The organism is Caloramator mitchellensis, assembly GCF_001440545.1.
Taxonomy (GTDB): Bacteria; Bacillota; Clostridia; order Clostridiales; family Caloramatoraceae; genus Caloramator; species Caloramator mitchellensis.
In genome coordinates this window covers 318164-336271 of the sequence record NZ_LKHP01000001.1, presented here as the reverse complement: position 1 = coordinate 336271, position 18108 = coordinate 318164, and the positions used below count along the sequence as shown (strand labels likewise).

Annotated in this window: 20 protein-coding genes and 1 other annotated feature; all 20 genes read right to left on the bottom strand. The window is 32.0% G+C overall.

Features of this window, described 5'->3' with window-relative positions; genetic code table 11:
* The coding region (gene leuS / locus ABG79_RS01630) for a leucine--tRNA ligase (protein WP_242859288.1) at nucleotides 1-1036 on the bottom strand (1036 nt) is incomplete at its 3' end.
* Between the two features lie 39 nt (nucleotides 1037-1075).
* Nucleotides 1076-1247, bottom strand: a binding site (T-box leader).
* A 54-nt stretch (nucleotides 1248-1301) separates the two neighbouring features.
* Nucleotides 1302-1643, bottom strand: a complete 342-nt coding sequence (gene rsfS / locus ABG79_RS01625; RefSeq protein WP_057976440.1) for a ribosome silencing factor — start codon at nucleotides 1641-1643, stop codon at nucleotides 1302-1304.
* Nucleotides 1644-1699: 56 nt separating this feature from the next.
* Nucleotides 1700-2863 carry an LCP family protein gene (locus ABG79_RS01620; RefSeq protein WP_057976438.1) on the bottom strand — a complete coding sequence of 388 codons (1164 nt, stop codon included), beginning with the start codon at nucleotides 2861-2863 and terminating at the stop codon, nucleotides 1700-1702.
* Nucleotides 2864-3433: a bis(5'-nucleosyl)-tetraphosphatase (symmetrical) YqeK gene (yqeK, locus tag ABG79_RS01615; protein ID WP_057976436.1), complete on the bottom strand. Its 570-nt coding sequence runs from the start codon at nucleotides 3431-3433 to the stop codon at nucleotides 2864-2866.
* A gap of 4 nt (nucleotides 3434-3437) precedes the next feature.
* A complete protein-coding gene (gene nadD / locus ABG79_RS01610) occupies nucleotides 3438-4037 on the bottom strand; it encodes a nicotinate-nucleotide adenylyltransferase (protein WP_057976434.1) in 600 nt (199 codons plus the stop codon).
* 88 nt (nucleotides 4038-4125) lie between these two features.
* On the bottom strand, nucleotides 4126-4419 hold the full coding sequence (locus ABG79_RS01605; RefSeq protein ID WP_057976432.1) for a YhbY family RNA-binding protein: 294 nt from the start codon (nucleotides 4417-4419) through the stop codon (nucleotides 4126-4128).
* A gap of 10 nt (nucleotides 4420-4429) precedes the next feature.
* The gene (obgE, locus tag ABG79_RS01600) at nucleotides 4430-5698 is read right to left on the bottom strand and encodes a GTPase ObgE (protein WP_057976430.1); all 1269 of its coding nucleotides are present in this window, start codon (nucleotides 5696-5698) and stop codon (nucleotides 4430-4432) included.
* 4 nt (nucleotides 5699-5702) lie between these two features.
* Nucleotides 5703-6263: a Spo0B domain-containing protein gene (locus ABG79_RS01595; RefSeq protein ID WP_057976429.1), complete on the bottom strand. Its 561-nt coding sequence runs from the start codon at nucleotides 6261-6263 to the stop codon at nucleotides 5703-5705.
* A gap of 56 nt (nucleotides 6264-6319) precedes the next feature.
* Nucleotides 6320-6586 (bottom strand): 50S ribosomal protein L27, encoded by a 267-nt coding sequence (gene rpmA, locus ABG79_RS01590; protein WP_057976427.1) that lies wholly within the window; start codon nucleotides 6584-6586, stop codon nucleotides 6320-6322.
* Nucleotides 6587-6621: 35 nt separating this feature from the next.
* Complete coding sequence (gene rplU / locus ABG79_RS01585) at nucleotides 6622-6933, bottom strand: 50S ribosomal protein L21 (RefSeq protein ID WP_057976425.1); 312 nt, start codon at nucleotides 6931-6933, stop codon at nucleotides 6622-6624.
* Between the two features lie 118 nt (nucleotides 6934-7051).
* Nucleotides 7052-8362, bottom strand: a complete 1311-nt coding sequence (locus tag ABG79_RS01580; RefSeq protein ID WP_057976423.1) for a ribonuclease E/G — start codon at nucleotides 8360-8362, stop codon at nucleotides 7052-7054.
* A gap of 3 nt (nucleotides 8363-8365) precedes the next feature.
* Complete coding sequence (locus ABG79_RS01575; protein WP_057976420.1) at nucleotides 8366-9055, bottom strand: TIGR03936 family radical SAM-associated protein; 690 nt, start codon at nucleotides 9053-9055, stop codon at nucleotides 8366-8368.
* The gene (locus tag ABG79_RS01570) at nucleotides 9018-10889 is read right to left on the bottom strand and encodes a TIGR03960 family B12-binding radical SAM protein (RefSeq protein ID WP_057976418.1); all 1872 of its coding nucleotides are present in this window, start codon (nucleotides 10887-10889) and stop codon (nucleotides 9018-9020) included. The genes ABG79_RS01575 and ABG79_RS01570 overlap by 38 nt, the downstream gene beginning before the upstream one ends.
* 211 nt (nucleotides 10890-11100) lie before the next feature.
* Nucleotides 11101-11763 (bottom strand): murein hydrolase activator EnvC family protein, encoded by a 663-nt coding sequence (locus ABG79_RS01565; RefSeq protein ID WP_057976416.1) that lies wholly within the window; start codon nucleotides 11761-11763, stop codon nucleotides 11101-11103.
* A gap of 104 nt (nucleotides 11764-11867) precedes the next feature.
* Nucleotides 11868-12992 (bottom strand): rod shape-determining protein RodA, encoded by a 1125-nt coding sequence (gene rodA / locus ABG79_RS01560; protein ID WP_083490275.1) that lies wholly within the window; start codon nucleotides 12990-12992, stop codon nucleotides 11868-11870.
* A 123-nt stretch (nucleotides 12993-13115) separates the two neighbouring features.
* Entirely contained in the window at nucleotides 13116-13388 is a 273-nt protein-coding gene (gene minE / locus ABG79_RS01555; RefSeq protein WP_057976413.1) for a cell division topological specificity factor MinE, read from the bottom strand.
* A gap of 10 nt (nucleotides 13389-13398) precedes the next feature.
* The gene (gene minD / locus ABG79_RS01550; protein WP_057976411.1) at nucleotides 13399-14193 is read right to left on the bottom strand and encodes a septum site-determining protein MinD; all 795 of its coding nucleotides are present in this window, start codon (nucleotides 14191-14193) and stop codon (nucleotides 13399-13401) included.
* Nucleotides 14194-14209: 16 nt separating this feature from the next.
* A complete protein-coding gene (gene minC, locus ABG79_RS01545; RefSeq protein WP_057976408.1) occupies nucleotides 14210-14821 on the bottom strand; it encodes a septum site-determining protein MinC in 612 nt (203 codons plus the stop codon).
* A 293-nt stretch (nucleotides 14822-15114) separates the two neighbouring features.
* The gene (locus ABG79_RS01540; RefSeq protein ID WP_057976406.1) at nucleotides 15115-17574 is read right to left on the bottom strand and encodes a penicillin-binding transpeptidase domain-containing protein; all 2460 of its coding nucleotides are present in this window, start codon (nucleotides 17572-17574) and stop codon (nucleotides 15115-15117) included.
* A gap of 13 nt (nucleotides 17575-17587) precedes the next feature.
* Complete coding sequence (mreD, locus tag ABG79_RS01535; protein ID WP_057976404.1) at nucleotides 17588-18094, bottom strand: rod shape-determining protein MreD; 507 nt, start codon at nucleotides 18092-18094, stop codon at nucleotides 17588-17590.
* Nucleotides 18095-18108 lie beyond the last annotated feature (14 nt).

Sequence of the window (18108 nt, the reverse complement as noted above, 5' to 3'; positions counted from 1 at the left end):
CATCGTGTGCAGGAACCGCCATAACAGCACCTGTTCCATAATCCATTAATACGTAGTTGGCTATCCAAATAGGAATCCTTTCGTTATTCAGTGGATTTATGGCATAAGCACCTGTAAATACTCCTTCTTTTTCTGTTTCGCTTGAAGTTCTCGCAATTTCATTCATAAACTGCATTTTTTGGACGAATTCATTTACACTATTTTCGTATTCTGTTCCTTTGACAAGTTCCTTCACGAGCGGATGTTCAGGTGCTAACACAACATAGGTTACTCCAAATATTGTATCAGGTCTTGTAGTAAATATCGTTATCCTTTCTTCTCTACCTTCTATTCCAAATTGAATTTGAGCACCCTCGCTCTTTCCTATCCAATTTTCCTGCATTGTCTTAACCTTATCTGGCCATCCCTTCAGCTTTTCAATGTCCTTTAATAATCTGTCTGCATAATCAGTTATTTTAAAATACCATTGTTCAAGATTTTTCTTCCCAACATCAGTTCCGCATCTCTCGCACTTGCCATTAACTACCTGTTCGTTTGCAAGAACTGTCTGACAGGATGGACACCAATTTACAAACGATTTTTTCTTATATGCAAGACCATTTTTATACATTTGAAGGAACATCCACTGAGTCCATTTATAATAATCTGGCAAGCATGTTTTAACTTCTCTCTCCCAGTCATAGCTGATTCCAAGTGACTTTAACTGTTTTTCCATTTCCTCCATATTATTTATGGTCCAATCCTTTGGAGGAGTCCCATGCTTTATTGCTGCATTTTCTGCTGGAAGTCCAAATGCATCAAATCCAATTGGATGTAATACGTTATATCCCTGCATTCTTTTAAACCTCGCTATTACATCCCCTATCGAATAATTTCTTACATGCCCCATATGGAGTCTTCCTGATGGATAAGGAAACATTACTAGCATATAGTATTTTTCTTTTTCTGAAAAATCAACACCATGAAAATTGTTTTTTGATTCCCAAAGATTTTGCCATTTCTTTTCGATTTCTAAATAGTCATAAAAAGCCATAATACACCTCCTGATATATATAAAATAAAGGGCTCCTCATCCCTTAGGGACGGGGAACCCGCGGTACCACCCTAATTGGCGAAAAGCCCTCTTAATTTTGATAAAGGTCTCCCTGCATAATTTTTCAAAGGCGAGTTCGATTGACGTGCATACTGGTTTGCACCAACCACCAGCTCTCTTTATGCCGTTTCAATCTACTACTCCTTAATATGCTGAAATATTAAATTTATGGTATATTATATATTATTAATGGATAAATGTCAAAGGTTTATACATTAACTGCTATTGCATCAGCCCAAAGCCTTTCAATATCATAAAAATCCCTGTCTTCATTGTGGAATACATGAACTATCACATCACCATAATCAAGAAGTATCCACCTTGCTGAATTATAGCCTTCTTTATGCTTTAAATCATACCCCTTTTCCGCCATCTTATCCTCAATCTCATCTGCTATTGCCTTAACATGAACAGTTGAACTTGCACTACAAACAACAAAATAATCAGCAATTGGGCTAAGATGCATAACATTTAATATTCTAACATCTCTAGCCTTCTTATTTGAAGCCGCATTTGAAATAAAATACGCTATACTTTGAGAAGTTACCAAAATATGACCTCCTTAACTATTCTTAGTATATAATATGAAGGATAATTAAAAGTTAATCACTTTACAGCATCCTGTCCTAATATAATAACCACCTTTGAATTTTGACCATCGTCTAATACTTTAATATCGCCAAAATTTAATATACCTTTAATTTCTTCTGCTATATATTTATCATTTGCCCGTATTTCAGAGTTTTCTAACTTGCTTTCATAATTACCAGTTTCTATTTCTATAAACCCTTGATGTATCAATTTTTCTTTATATCTTTTAGCTAATCCATTAACCTTCGTAGAATTTAATATAACGAGTTGAACGTTTTTATTAGGGTTTCTAAAATTACTTAAAAATGCATCCTCTCCGTCATAAACAAAATAAGAAATACCAGATATATATTTTGCTTCGCCTTTAAGTATTTGATTTTCAATTGAATTCTTATCAAGTGTTAACATCTTATAGGTATAGTAAATCATTGCTTTGGGTGAAATATTTGTCTTTGAATATGTTGCAACGGTCTTAATCAATGAAGGTATTCTTATGATTCCTGAAGGAGTCTTTAATTTGTCCAAAATAAGCTTTAGAAATTCCTGCTGAGTTGAAATTCTACCGAGGTCCCCCATTGCATAGCCAGTTCCATCGTTGTTTTTTCTCCACCTCACAAATTTTTCTGCAAGCTCACCGTTTAAATGAACTTTTTCCCCTTTTTTAAAGTGGATTTTTATATCGTGGGAATCATAATTCATATCCCTTGGTATTATTACATCGACGCCACCTATTGAGTCAATTGCTTGTCTAAATCCTTCGTAATCTACTTCAAAGTAATAATCAATTGTTAAATCCAACAAATTTTCAACAGTCTCTATAGCAAGCCCAATTCCACCTATCGAATGGGCAAAATTTATTTTTTTATATTCTCCATTTATTTTAACCCTCGTATCTCGTGGAATCGAAAGCATAAAAACTTTATTGTTTACAGGGTCAAATCTTACTAGCATCATCGTATCCGAACGTTTATGAGATGTGTTTTTATTGTTGGGATCCCCTATATCAACGCCTAATAAAAGGACATTAACAGGTTTTTTTATTTTAAAATCTTTTACAGGTTCATGTTCACTAACTTTATTAATATAATATAACCCATAGCCAAAGACTAACCCTCCTGTCAATACTATAATTGTTAATAAAGAAATAATTAATTTTTTTAAAAATTTCTTCTTAGCCATCTATTTTCCACCTTTCATAAGCAGCCAATTTCTAAAATCTATAGTCAATGGATGAATTAACAAATTTCTCTGAATTACATATTTTAAAGTGCTATTTGTTGCTTCAATTAACGCTTTATCAAGGTCAACTTTGACTAATTCCCTTATCAAATCTACCTCCGGATAGCTTCTATCGATGGATATCATGTCAGCAATATATATTATTTTTTCAAAAAGCGACATGTTCTTTCTTCCTGTCGTATGGAAATATATTGAATTAAATATATCGTCATCATATATCCCAAATTCATATTTTGCGAAATATGCACCTACTGGACCATGTAGTAGAAAAGGCGAATTTCTTTGAACTTCATCAATTTCAATTTTATAATTTCCAGCTAAAGTAATTAATTCATCTTTGCTAAAATTTTTTGCACAATCGTGTAGCAGCGCAGCAACTTCTATCTTTTGCAGGTCAATCCCATAATATTTAGCTAATTCTAAAGCAGAATTTGCAACGTTTAGGGAATGAATCATTCTTTTTTCATCAAGAATAAATTTCAATTTTTGTTCAATTTCTTTAATATTCATTTTTTCACCTCTGCTTGTAAAGGTTGTTTGTTTTAATATAGTCATATACTTTATCTGGCACTAAATATCTAAAATCCATTCCTTCCTTTATCCTTCTTCTAATTTCAGAAGAAGAAATTTCAATGTTTGGTATAGTTATATATTTAGCATCTCCACCGTATTTTTTTGTCTTTTCATTTAGCAAAGTAATTGTTGAATTAATATTCGCTTCTCTATTTACAACTAAGAATTCAGCAAGTTTAAAAACTTCATATACATTTTTCCACATATCAATATCTCTAAACGCATCATATCCAATTATAAAATAAAATTTGTTTACATAATATATGTTCTGTAATTTTGTCAAAGTGTCATATGTATAAGCATATCCTTCCTCTTTGGTTTCTATATCTGAAATGATAAAGTTCGGATTATCTTCAATCGCTAATCTAACCATCTCATATCTTATGCTTGCAGGTATGATGTCTACATCTTTATGTGGTGGATTACCGGTAGGGATGAATAGAATTTTGTCCAGCTTCTGTTTATTTAACACCTCATTAGCAACTATCAAGTGTCCTGTATGTATTGGGTTAAAAGTCCCTCCAAATATACCAAATTTCATATTTTATCACTCCATAAAGATACTCCAATGGATATTATAACACAAAAAATTCAAAAAAAGCATGCAAATTTTATTTGCATGCTAAAAATCATCTCGGAATTGCAATTGTAGGATTTTCTTCGTTTCTTTTATAGATTAAAAATCTATTTCCTATCACTTGAACAGGCTCTGCGTTTAATTTACCACAAATATAACCACATGTTTCATATGGGTCTAATAGGCTGTTTTTTAACACCGTAACTTTAATTAACTCTCTTGCCTTAAGTGCATCGCTTATTTGATTTAAAACGGCATCATCAACTCCGTTTTTACCTATCTGAATAATGGCATCTATTTTATTTCCCAAGCTTCTTAAGTAGCTTCTCTGTTTGCCTTTAAGCATCCTTTCACCTCTATTCAACGAATTCAAATTCAAAGTCGTTCATTCTTACAAGGTCTCCATCTTGTATTCCCATCATTTTTAGTTCTTCAATTATTCCTCTTTTTTCAAGCACTTTATGGAAATATTTCAACGATTCTGTATCATAAATATTTACTGATAATAGCAGCCTATCTACAAAAGAGCCTATTATTTCGTATGCCCCATCATCAGCCTTTCTAATTTCATAAGTGAATTTCTTTTCCTCTGGAGTATACCACTCCTGTATCTCTTCCTCTTGCGCTGGTGTTTCTTCTAACACCTTCGCTGCATACTGTATTAATTCCTTAAGCCCTTGATTAGTTGCAGCAGAAATACTAAATACCTTAAGGCCTAATTTGTCCATTTCAGATTTTAATTTTTCGATGTTTTCCTCTGAACCTGGAATATCGGTTTTATTAGCTGCAATTATCTGAGGCTTGCTAGCTAATTTTTCATTATAAAGTTTTAATTCGTCATTTATCTGATAAAAGTCCTCTACTGGGTCTCTTCCCTCAATTCCAGAGACATCGATAACATGAATTAAAACTCTTGTTCTTTCAATATGTCTTAAAAAGTCTATTCCAAGGCCTGCACCTTCATGCGCACCTTCAATAAGTCCTGGTATATCAGCAAGAACAAAGCTTTTAACACCAGCTAAATCTACAACTCCAAGATTTGGTGTTAATGTGGTAAAATGATAGTTTGCAATCTTTGGCTTAGCGCCAGTAACCATTGAAAGTATCGTTGATTTTCCAACGTTAGGAAATCCTATTAGTCCAACATCAGCTATTAGCTTTAATTCAAGGACTATCCATTTTTCTTCACCTGGCATACCTGGCTCAGCAAAGTTTGGTGCTTGTCTTGTTGGTGTTGCAAACTTTGCATTTCCTCGGCCGCCTCTACCTCCCTTTGCAACTATTGCCTTATCTTTTTCATCCTTCAGGTCTGCAATAATTCTATTTGTTTCTGCATCCTTTATAACCGTTCCAGGTGGAACTTTTATTACTAAATCCTCACCGTCTTTTCCAAATCTATTGCTTGCTCCACCTGATTCGCCCGGGGAAGCATTATATTTTTTTTTGTATCTAAAATCCAGAAGTGTTCTAAGTCCAGGGTCAACTACAAAAACAACGTCTCCCCCTCTTCCGCCATCTCCACCATCTGGTCCTCCGAAGGGAACATATTTTTCTCTTCGGAAAGAAACTGCCCCATGTCCGCCATCTCCAGCTTTGATGTATATTTTAGCTACATCAACAAACATTATATCACCTACTTTGATGTATAATTAATTGAATTAAAAAACTATTTCCAAATTTAAAAAATTTAAGTTCAATATCGTCATGACTATAAACCATTTCCGAATCAGCGTTTTTTAGTTCTTCCTTTAACTCGGTATTGCAAAATGTTACATATATATGATCGTTTTTCGCAACTTCAATATATATTTTTTTATTTTCTTCTGTATTTTTTATTCCTTCTACTAATTTGTTCTTTAATATTTCAAATAAATAAAATGTTTCACTTTTATTCTTTGTAAAGATTTCATTCGGTATGCAGTCAATAAGCGTATTTATTTCATAATCTAAACCAAATTTATCTATTTCCATAACAATATCCTGCATCATCAGTGAAAATAACGGATTGTCAAGATTATATATTAAACTCAATCGCAAAACTTTCTTATTAATTTCCTTTATGTAATCAATGGCTTTTTCTGGTTTATTTATTTGAAGATATGCATAAATAACCTGAAGATTATTCATGAAGCTATGTCTTATAAGGCGCAGTTGCTTAACTGATAATTCAGTTATAAATTCATCATTCATAATTTCACCTCTATTTAATCAAAAATGCACCCTTTTGGGTGCATTTTTCACTTTGATTATTGTGCAACTTCTTGTGGATAAACGCTTACCTTTTTTCTATCTCTACCTAATCTCTCGAATCTTACAACGCCATTTATAAGAGCAAATAATGTATCATCTTTACCGATTCCTACGTTTTCACCTGGATGTATCTTAGTTCCTCTTTGTCTTACAAGTATATTACCTGCAAGAACAACTTGACCATCGTGTCTCTTGACCCCGAGTCTTTTGGATTCACTATCTCTACCGTTCTTGGAACTGCCGACACCTTTCTTATGAGCCATTGATCACACCTCCTTTGAAGGTTTCTATATTAAAATTACGCTTCGATTTTTTCAATCTTAACTTGAGTGTATGGTTGACGATGACCTTGCTTTCTTCTGTAATCTTTCTTTCTCTTATACTTGAAAACAATGATCTTCTTTGCCTTGCCGTGCTTTACTACTTTAGCTGTAACCTTAGCACCTTCAACATAAGGAGCTCCAACTACTAACTTGCCATCCTTTGAAACTGCAAGAACTTCGTTGAATTCAACTGTTGAATCAACATCGGCAAATAATTTTTCAACGAAAACTACATCGCCTTCTGAAACTCTGTATTGCTTTCCGCCTGTCATTATTAATGCATACATCCTCTTACACCTCCTCAATCGAGACTCGCCGCAAACTAGGCAGGACAACCTTTAAGGCCCGTTACGAGCGGTTTACATTGCAATTCTACCATAATGGCATATATTTGTCAACGAAAAGCTAAATAAATTTAAAATTTTGGATATCATTATGAGTCTTTAATTTTAAATCAACTTTATATTTATTCTTTATTTTTTTCTCAAACTCAATTTTGTCGCTTAAGTTTGCTATTTCAGCACTTGATACAACCTCAAAACTGTTCTTGTTGAATTTTTTAGCATTTTCAAAAATATAATCTTCTATAAGTTTGAGTGCGTAATTGGGATTGTAAATTTCCTTGTAGTAATTTGAATAAATTAAATCTTTTAGTTTCTTTCCCTTTTTTGCCCTCATCGCTTCTAATACTCCAAGTTTTGTCCACCCATACACTTTATTAGGAACAGTATCATTCTTGAATTCTTCTTGGAATAATTGAAGCAATTTCTTTTTGTCATCGTAATGCATATCAATAAAATCAATAAATATTATTCCACCTATGTTTCTAAGTTTTATTAATTCGAATATTTTAGCTGCTGCTTTATTATTTATTTCAAAAAAAGAGTGTGAAGTATTTTTATTGTCGCCGCTATTTACATCAAAAATAGTAAAGGCTTCAACTTCATCAATTGTAATTTTTACTCCATCTAAAGTATGATTTTTCATCAAAATATCATAAATGCTTCTTTCAACATACTCTAATGTATTTATTTGCAGTCTATTTAAATCAATGTATTCTTTCAATCCTTCTATATAAATAAAGTCTTTAATGTAGACTGAATCATATTCATATATTAATTCAGTAAATATATAGTTTAAAAAATCCCTTTGATTAAAAAGTAAACTTGGGGCCTTAGCATATTCTGCTTGTTTTTTTATTTTTTCCCACTTTATTATCAATTCTTCAAACTCTTCAATAAGGCAATCTTTTTCTTTTGAAGCTGCAGTATTTCTAAAAATTATTCCATATCCTCTTTTTACAAGCATACTTCCAAGTTCACACAGTTTATCAATCTCCTCGCGATTCTCTATTTTTTTAGATATCTTAACAATCTTTTCTCCTGGCAGCAATATTAAATTTTTCCCAGGAAATGTTAATTCACTGGTTACCTTAGGTCCCTTTTCCCCCTCTGAATCGCTTTTTACTTGAACTAAAAATTCGTCCCCTTTTCTTATCTTCAAATTTCCTAACTGCATTATAGCATTTCTATTAATCCCTATATCTATAAAGGCTGATTTTAGTTTTTCATCTACATAATCTACCCTTGCCTTATATATGTTGCCAGAATAGTTTCCATCATCAAGGTTATCGACATATAAATTATTTATTTTTCCATCAATTATTTCCAAGAATCTATTCTGAGTTATTCCAAAATCGATGTAAATTTGCTTCAATTTTTACACCTCAGCTTTTGAAAAATAACTTATAAAATCAACTAATTCATTATTATTTGCATACATTTCTGTTCTAATTATTTTTACATATCCAATGTCCTTATTTACTTTTTGTTTTATAACTTCAATAAGCAAATCAGGATTCAAACTTCCTTGATTACTGTTCTGCAATAGTGCTTTTAATACTTTTTTATCATTGATATCAATTAACTCGAGGTTATATATAAAAGGTCTTACGTTAACAAGCCTTTCACCAGACTTACTTCTTTTCATCATTTGAATTTCCTGCGAGTTAATTATTTCCTCAATTAAAGTTTCTAATTTTATTTCTTGGCTAAATATTAGCCTGTATTCAGCAGCATAAATTGCCGCCATTGCAGCGGGGGCCTTTTTTTTAATGTGAATAGCGTTTACAATATTAAATCCATCCGGAAGCTGTTGATTCAATTTATTTATTATTTCATCCTTTTCTACATAATCATTTAACTCTATATCAGCATATTCTGCAAAACTTTCAATGCCCACAGATAGAGGAGATGCTACAGATATAGCTGGATGCGGGTTAAAACCCTTGGAGTAACTAATTGGCAAGTTTGCCCTTTTAAAAGCTCTGTGCAATGTTCTTAATGTATCTAAATGAGATAAAAATTTTATATTACCTATCTTCTGAAACTTTATTAGATATCGTTCCATTAAAGCAAGCACCGCCCTCTAAATATTTTGTTATACCGCATGCCGTGCAGCCGAGTCTACAATCCTTTGTAGTTGCACATTCTTTTGATTTTTGATATTCTCTGATAAGATATTCTTTTGTAACTCCTGCGTCAATAATATCCCATGGCAATATTTCCTCTATATTGCGCCTTCTATAAGCATAAAATTCTGGATCTATGCCGCATTCTTTAAATGCTTCCATCCATTTGTCATAATTAAAATACTCATTCCAGCCGTCAAATTTACAACCCTTTTCAAATGCCTTAACTAAAACCTTCGTCAATCTTCTGTCGCCTCTTGAAAAAACAGCTTCTAGAAAACTAACATATGACTCATGGTAGTTGTAGGTTATGAATTTACTTCTTATCTTTTCCCTTAGCAGTTTCTGTTTTTCCTTAATGGTGTCTATTCTATCTTGTGGTTCCCATTGAAATGGTGTGAAAGGCTTTGGCACAAAAGAAGATGTGCTCACTGTGATATTTAATCCTTTCATTCTTTCTTCCTTTGGTATGCTAAAATAAGCATCTACAACTTTTTGAGCAAGGTTAGCAATCCCCTCAACATCTTGATTCGTTTCAAATGGAAGCCCAATCATAAAGTATAGCTTTATACTATTCCATCCAGACTTAAATGCTTGTGTTGCTGAATTTATCAAATCTTCTTCATTTACGCCTTTATTTATTATATCTCTCATTCTTTGAGAGCCGGCCTCTGGGGCAAATGTTAATCCAGTTTTTCTTACCTTTTGAATTTCATTTATAAGACTAACTGAAAATGAGTCTATTCTTAATGATGGTAGTGCTACGCCTACTCTTTCCTTTTCATATCTGGCAATCAAACTCATGACAAGATTTTGAATGTCTGAGTAATCGCATATACTAAGTGATGTTAGAGAGATTTCGTCATAGCCAGTATTGTTAACAAGCTTTTCTGCCATTTCAACAAGTTTATCGGTCGTTCTTTCTCTTATCGGCCTATATATCATGCCCGCCTGACAGAATCTACATCCTCTTGTGCATCCTCTAAAAGTTTCAAGCATTATTCTGTCGTGAACAATTTCTGTTAATGGTACTATAAATGATTCAGGATAAAATGATTTATTTAAGTCTTTAATAATTCTTTTTTTAATCTTGCTTGGATATGTGTTCTTTTTGGGAACATATTTTGATATTGTTCCGTCTTCGTTATAATAAACATCATAGAATGATGGAACATATATGCCCTGGATGTTTACAATTGATTCTAGAAACTCAATCCTGTCCTTTCCGCTGTCCTTCCAATCTTTATAGGCATCCAGTATTTCCATTATAACCTCTTCTGCTTCTCCAATTACAAAAAAATCTGCAATATCTGCAAGAGGTTCAGGATTGAAGGCGCTTGGACCACCAAAAACAACAAATGGGAATCCCTCTCTGTCCTTTGAATATATTGGTATTCCTGCTAAATCAAGCATGTTTATTATATTCGTATAGCTCATTTCATATTGCAAAGTAAAACCAACAAAATCAAACCTTTTTATCTCATCCTTTGACTCAAGAGCATAAAGTGGTATATTGTTTTTTCTCATTTCTTCTTCCATGTCCACCCACGGCGCAAATACTCTTTCACAATATGTATCTTCCCTATTGTTTAAGAGATGATATAATATTTTTATTCCAAGGTGTGACATTCCTACCTCATATACATCGGGGAAACACATGGCGAATCTTATTTTTACATTATCAGTATCTTTCTTTACTGCATTTATTTCTTCTCCTATATATCTTGCAGGCTTTTGAACCCTTAACAAAACTTCATCTGGTATATTAATCATATTTTTTCCTCCCGTAAACGGTTATATTAATTTTATTGTATCCAAGAAATACAGATTAATGATAGCAAAGTATATTGAATTTAGCAACTAAAATTATTAATAGGCTTTCTTAAAATAATCTAAGAAACCATTTCATGCTACTTACTTAGATATCCCCATGAAATAATTTCATGGGGATATCTAAAATAATTATTAAATTATTTTTATCACCTTAATTAGTTTTATAAAATTTTAGTGGGTCAACAGACGCATTGGATTGAATTAATTCATAATATAGATTGTATTTTTTACTTACAGGGTCAAGCGAATTTATCCCGATAACATCTTCCTTTTCAACTTTTTCTCCTTCTACAAACCTAATTTCTCCAAGATTTCCGTAAATACTTTTATATCCATTGTGATGGTCAATAGTTAATATCAATCCAAGTTTATCATTGTTTTCAATTTTTTCAACATAGCCGTCAAATACATTTTTGACATCCGAAGTTTTGTCAGTCTGAATAATAATTCCCTTTGAAACGCTTGAATCATCAGCACTATTTAACTTATCTCCAAATTTAACTATTACCTTACCGTCCACTGGTAAGAATTCAAGCATAAAATCATTATTACTAAAAACGTTAATTGATTTAATATTTATTTTGCTTAATTTGCTAATCGCATAGGATTTGATTGTTGAAGTATAATCTTTTTCAATATTTGATTTAATATATTCGTTTAATTTTATTGCATTATCCGTCTTTATAAATTTCAGTCCTAAAAAAACAATAAATATTATTAATACGATAGACAGGTTGTTTATTAATTTTTGAAGATAATCTGAATTTTTTCTATTTTTTTGCTTATAAAAGTTGCTATAGTTCGGATAATACATTATCCCACCCCCTAATTTAAAAAATCTGAATTCTAATCACCATATACTTATGATATTAGAATTCAGATATTAATTAATATGCTTTAAGTTTTTAATTTATACTACTAAAAATTAATCTTTTGTTTTCTCATTCCAACATTTATAACTAGAGCAATGGCTATAATGGTCGTCATTAATGAACTTCCACCATAGCTCATCAGAGGCAGTGGGATTCCTGTAATAGGCATAAGCCCAATATCCATACCTATATTCTGCAGTATTTGAAATATGAACATAGATAAAATTCCTACTGTAAGATACATCCCAAATTTGTCCTTTGAACTTTTTGCTATATTGATACCCTTAAGTATGATATTTAAATACGCCAATAACAATAACAATGTCCCAATAAATCCAAATTTTTCAGCAAAGACACAAAATATAAAATCAGTTGGAGCTTCAGGTATAAATTTTCCATCCGTTAAACCGCTGTTAGTTAATCCAATTCCAAAAAATTTTCCTGATGCTATTGCTATTTTAGCAAGGTATGCGTTATATCCTGCACCTAATTTGTCCATTTCAGGTTTTAAGAAAACTAATATTCTATTTTTTTGATATTCCTTTAATATGTTGAGCTTCCATATCAATGCAAACGAAGAAATAGCCGTAAATAAACTCCAGTATATGAATTTTAGGTCAAGTCCAGCAACAAATATCATTCCCAATATTGTCATGACAAAAATTAAATTTGTCCCTGTATCAGGCTGAAGCTGTATAAGTGCCATAGGAATCAATGATACCATTGCAATTTTAAAAAGATTTTTAAAGGTATTTATATCTTCCATATCCTCAAGCAGTTTTGCAATGGTGATTATTATTGCTATTTTAGCAAATTCAGATGGCTGTATTCCAAACGGCCCAATTCCAAGCCATGCCTTTGCATTATTTCTAACAGAACCAAAAAGTAAAACAGCAACTAATAATAAATTTGAAACTATATAAATTATTTTATAATATCCACCTATCATATTGTAGTCAAACGAGATAATAATTACAAAAAGAAAAATTGAAACAATGAACCATAAACCTTGAAATATAACTCTTTGCATGCTTCCATCGTTAAATGCCAGTGTTGCAGCGCCAATCGATAGTAATCCTGATATAGCTATAACGATTAAACTGAAAATTATTGAATAATCTATATTTTTTAGAAGTTTCTTATCAAATCCAAGCTTGCGTATCATATTCATATCACCTTCTTCCTATTCTGCTTTTAAGATTATAACACAATAATTACTTTATTAAAACAAATAAGTTTATTTATTCAAAAAAGATTAAAATTTAAGCTGCTTCAAGTAAAAGCAGCTTAAAAATCATTTTGTTGATTCCTTCATTTTTCTTATTGGTATATTGGCTATAAGAGCTGGGTTATTTATTCCTTCTTCTCCAGCCTTAGTTAGTTTGATTTCAAGTCCTCTTTCATCTATTTCGGCGTAATCAGAAATTACTCTTATAATTTCGCTTTTCAACATATCAAGAAACGCCGGGGAAACATTTGCCCTATCATGAATCAAAATCAGCTTTAATCTTTCTTTAGCAACATCCTTTGATGGCTGTTCCCTACTAAACAACTTAAATAAGTCCATACTACCCCCCCTATCTCCTAAATAATTTCTTGAATATTGAGAAAAATCCAGTTTCTTCTGTTTCCATTTCCATTAAAGGAACGTCTTCACCCAGCAGTCTTCTTGCGATGTTTTTATAAGCCTGTCCTGCTTTTGAAGTTGAGTCAGTAACAGCTGGTTCTCCCCTGTTCGTTGAAATAACAATCTTTTCATCATCTGGAACTATGCCAAGCAGTTTAATCGCAAGAATATCAGTCATATCGTCAATGTTTAGCATTTCTCCTTTTTTAGTCATTTCAAATTTTATTCTATTTACAATTAACTGATGATCTTCTAATCCTTTTGCTTCAAGCTTACCAATTATTCTATCTGCATCTCTTACAGCAGAAACTTCTGGAGTAGTTACAACTATTGCCTTATCAGCACCAGCTACAGCATTTTCAAAACCATGCTCGATACCTGCTGGGCAGTCAATTATAACATAATCAAATTCTTTTTTTAACGTTTCAACAAGTTCCTGCATTTGTTCTGGAGTTACTGCAGTTTTATCCTTTGTCTGTGCAGTTGGGAGCAAAAATAAATTATCAAAACGCTTGTCCTTTATAAGTGCCTGCTTTAACCTGCAAGTTCCTTCAACTACATCAACCAGATTATATACTATTCTATTTTCTAATCCAAGATGCAAATCTAGATTTCTAAGTCCAGTATCAGCATCAACTACAACTACCTTTTTTCCTAGCATTGCAAGAGCTGTTCCTATATTTGCAGTTGTAGTTGTTTTACCAACTCCACCTTTTCCTGATGTAATTACAATAGATGTGCTCATTTAAACCCCTCCAAATTCATTGTATTTTATTAGGCAAATATGGTTCAATAATTATATTTCTCCCTTTGATACGAGCTACTTCGGGAATTTTATTTTTTTCCGGGTCATCCGGAAGACGTGATATTAAATCTGCAATTTTTATTAGCTCAGGTCTTAAATCATATGCTGCTATGAAAGCTTTATTATTGCCTTCTAATCCAGCATGGACAATACCCCTAAGCACTCCAAGAACTATTATGCTACCAGTTGCAAGAACCTCGGCACCTGAATTAACATCACCAATAATCACTATATTCCCATCGAAAGTTATTCTTTGACCAGATCTTATTGTCCTTTTTATTATTTTGGCATTTCCTTCGTTAGTTTCAGTTACTTTTTTACTTGTAATAATCCTTTTTTCTTCTATAATTAAATTCGCATTATAAATGTTTTTTAGACTGTTTTTTATTTCTTCAGTAAATTCCGCAGGCAGTTCATTATCGCTTCTTATATACATGTTGCAACCATTAAAGAAATCCTTTCCCTGCAGCAGCTTTTCAAATATTTCTTTCTTAACATTATGTAAATCATTAGACATTATCTGTATGATTATACCATCTTTATTTCCCTTGAACATTACAGTGCCCATAAGAACCTCCAAGTGTCTATTTATTATATTCTTCATCAATTGAATAATTCCTTCACAAGTAAATTAGAAATTTTCGTTACTTTACTATTTTATCATACAAATTTATATAAAAAAATACAAAATTCTTGTAAAAATAATATGCCTTGTTATCTTTAATTAAAACTGAAGCTCCACGTATGATTTCATAGTCGCCATCCTATTAGATAGGAATACCACTTGAAATCATATCATGGAGCTTAGCATAATGTTTTTTATAAAGTATTAATTCGATATTATAAGGAAACAATAATCTTTTACCTGTTTGGCTTTATATTTTGTTGGTCTGTAGTATTTGCATTATTTGAATTGTTTGTATTTTTTTGTGTTGGGTTAGTATTTTTATTTAGTCCAAAGTATTCTTCATAGATTGCTTTTGCAACAGGAGCAACATATCCGCCATGTCCTGCATTGTATACTACAATAGCAACAGCTATTTGAGGATTATCATAGGGTGCAAACCCTATATACCATCCGTAAGCTGCTCTTCCCTTATTAACAAGATATTTATCTACAGATGCACTACCTGTTTTACCTCCAGTTTGTATTGGAAAGTTTCTAAATGTTGATGATGCCGTTCCACCTTCTTCCGTAACCTTCTTCATGCCTTCCTTTACCGCTTCAATATACTCGTTTTTAAGATTTAACTTTTGCATTACCTCGGGTTCATTTTCATATTTTACGGTTCCGTCAGGATTTAATACTTTTTTTATAAGATGCAGTTTATATCGCGTTCCACCATTAACTATAGTTGAAACATAACTAACCATCTGTAGCGGAGTTAGTTCAGTATTACCTTGACCGATACCAGCATTTATTACCTGGAAGAAAGCATTTGCTTCCCAATTTAGAGTATTTATTTCACCTTTTATATAGTTTTTTGCCTTTTCATTTAGTATTCCAATTGATTCAAGAGTGTTTTCATCATACCTTCCAGATAAAATCATATTCTTTAGCACCGTTCTAGCCGGACTGTTTTCGTTATCTAGGACAGTAATTCCATAACTTTCCTTTAATTTTTTCTTTATATTTATTAGCTTTACGTTAACTTTATCTCTTATAATTTTTTGTGGATTAGCAACTTCCCCTGGGCTTTCTTTAATTTCAATTCCTGTCGTAGGTGCTTCTCCAGTTTTCGGATTACTTATTAACCCAAATTTAAAAGCCCAATCGTAAAACTTCTCTCTTCCAAGCCTTTTTGAAACTTCAAAGAAGAAATAGTTACATGAAACCTGAATAGCCTTTGCTACATTTGTAGCTCCATGAGTTCCACGCCTTTCATTCCATATCCAGCAGGCACCATTAAAACCTGGTAATCCATCGTACACACCTTTATCTACAATAATGGTGCTTGGAGAAATTACACCCTCGTGCAACCCTGCAATAGCAACAAGAGGTTTAAAAGTTGAGCCTGGAGGTGCTGTCCCCTGGGTAACATAATTAAAAGTTGGAAGAGGCGTTAATCCATACTCTCCATTTTGTGGCCAAAGGTAATTTAAATACTCTTTTGCTGGAGAACCCTTCTCTGCAAACCAGTTTGGGTCAAATCCTGGCCTGCTCGCAAGAGCTAGAATTTCACCAGTCCTAACATCAACAACAACAGCAGCTCCTATGTTTGCATTAGGGTATGGCGCATCTGTCTTAATCTTGCCTGTTCTAATGTTTTCCATTGTTTCATCAAGTGCTTTTTCTGCAACTTTTTGTAAATTTGCATCTATAGTAGTAATAACTGAATCGCCTGGAATTGAATCAAGCCTAGCTGTTTCATTCAAAATTCTACCGAATTTATCTACATCAACTTCAATTCCACCCGGTTCACCTCTTAATGAAATATTTAAATCCTTATTGTTTTCCAAAACACTTTCAAGTCCTTGCTTTCCAACGAGTTCACGGCTAATATCATAGCCAAGGCTGGTATAGTAATCTTTATCATCTTCACTTATTTTGCCAAGATAACCTAAAAATGCCGAACCTACCTGCCCGAATGGATAGCTTCTCATTGGGGCAACTTCACTCATAATCCCAGGTAAGTCATTTCTATTATATTCAATTGCTAATGCAGTTTTTTTGTTTACATTTTTAGCTAAATAAATAGCTCTATACTGAGAAAACATTGTATTTTGAATAGAATATCTAAATGATATAAGTCTGTATGCCTCCTGCTGATTCATGTTATACTTGTATTTTAGTTTTCCATTGGAATCTGATTCTATAATTTCATAATAATTTGCAATTTCTCTAAAGGCTGCTTCTGCATTCAATGATTCTTTAATTTTATAAAATTCAAGAAAGTTTTTCTTTCTTTTCTCAATAGTTGTCGAGTTTGTGGAATTAAAGTCATATTCAAAATTTGAACCGTTTATTACGATGGGAAAATTTGTGTCTATTAATTTTTTTTCATCCCCGTTCTTTATTATTATTCTAATAGTTTCAATCAATACTTTATTGACTTCTTCATTAACTAATTTTGACTTTACATTGTTATAGGTTATATTGAAGCTTTGGACATTAGTAGCTAATTTTAATCCATTTCTATCGAGTATTTCACCTCTAGGTGGCAATTCATAAACAAACTTTCTTCCCTTTTCCTCCGCCAATGTTCTATAATAATCCCCATTTATCACTTGAAGATAAAATAGTCTAGAAATAAGAATAGCAAAAATTAAAAATGCTATCAGCTTAAATGCATTTATCCTTGATTCTTCCTTTTTCTCCATATCATCACCCTATCTAATTTTTCCAATCCTTCTGAACAAATGAAGAATTATATATTCTTTTTATCCAATTATTTATAAACCTTGATAATATTATATTTCCAATCACTTCTATAAGCAATGTTGATTTAATCATTTCAATAAAATTAAATTTAATTGAAGCAATATAAAAACTTACAAAATATACTACGTATTTTAATAAAGTTGAAAAAATTATAATTAATATGAAAATAGAAACCTTTTCTTTGTAAATTTTGTTTTGAATCCTTGTTATTAAATAAAACAATAATAAATAAAATATAGAATTTACACCAAATATTCCAGGAAACATGCTATCTCTAACAATTCCTGCAAACAATATAATAAAAAATGCCTCCGTATCTTCTAAAGTCATAGCTATACATATTATTAATATCATCGGTATATCAAAGTATATATTATAAAAACTAAGTCTTGAAAAAAAAGCCTCTTGCAGGCTCAATAAAAACAGGGCTGTTAACATAAATACAATATATTTTTTCACAATGTCCTACCCCT

Excerpts from the sequence above, each read along its gene's own strand:
- ABG79_RS01620 (WP_057976438.1), bottom strand. The coding sequence starts at position 2,863 with ATGGCTAAGAAGAAATTTTTAAAAAAATTAATTATTTCTTTATTAACA.
- yqeK (WP_057976436.1), bottom strand. The coding sequence starts at position 3,433 with ATGAATATTAAAGAAATTGAACAAAAATTGAAATTTATTCTTGATGAA.
- nadD (WP_057976434.1), bottom strand. The coding sequence starts at position 4,037 with ATGAAATTTGGTATATTTGGAGGGACTTTTAACCCAATACATACAGGA.
- ABG79_RS01605 (WP_057976432.1), bottom strand. The coding sequence starts at position 4,419 with ATGCTTAAAGGCAAACAGAGAAGCTACTTAAGAAGCTTGGGAAATAAA.
- obgE (WP_057976430.1), bottom strand. The coding sequence starts at position 5,698 with ATGTTTGTTGATGTAGCTAAAATATACATCAAAGCTGGAGATGGCGGA.
- ABG79_RS01595 (WP_057976429.1), bottom strand. The coding sequence starts at position 6,263 with ATGAATGATGAATTTATAACTGAATTATCAGTTAAGCAACTGCGCCTT.
- rpmA (WP_057976427.1), bottom strand. The coding sequence starts at position 6,586 with ATGGCTCATAAGAAAGGTGTCGGCAGTTCCAAGAACGGTAGAGATAGT.
- rplU (WP_057976425.1), bottom strand. The coding sequence starts at position 6,933 with ATGTATGCATTAATAATGACAGGCGGAAAGCAATACAGAGTTTCAGAA.
- ABG79_RS01575 (WP_057976420.1), bottom strand. The coding sequence starts at position 9,055 with ATGGAACGATATCTAATAAAGTTTCAGAAGATAGGTAATATAAAATTT.
- ABG79_RS01570 (WP_057976418.1), bottom strand. The coding sequence starts at position 10,889 with ATGATTAATATACCAGATGAAGTTTTGTTAAGGGTTCAAAAGCCTGCA.
- ABG79_RS01565 (WP_057976416.1), bottom strand. The coding sequence starts at position 11,763 with ATGTATTATCCGAACTATAGCAACTTTTATAAGCAAAAAAATAGAAAA.
- rodA (WP_083490275.1), bottom strand. The coding sequence starts at position 12,992 with ATGAATATGATACGCAAGCTTGGATTTGATAAGAAACTTCTAAAAAAT.
- minE (WP_057976413.1), bottom strand. The coding sequence starts at position 13,388 with ATGGACTTATTTAAGTTGTTTAGTAGGGAACAGCCATCAAAGGATGTT.
- minD (WP_057976411.1), bottom strand. The coding sequence starts at position 14,193 with ATGAGCACATCTATTGTAATTACATCAGGAAAAGGTGGAGTTGGTAAA.
- minC (WP_057976408.1), bottom strand. The coding sequence starts at position 14,821 with ATGGGCACTGTAATGTTCAAGGGAAATAAAGATGGTATAATCATACAG.
- ABG79_RS01540 (WP_057976406.1), bottom strand. The coding sequence starts at position 17,574 with ATGGAGAAAAAGGAAGAATCAAGGATAAATGCATTTAAGCTGATAGCA.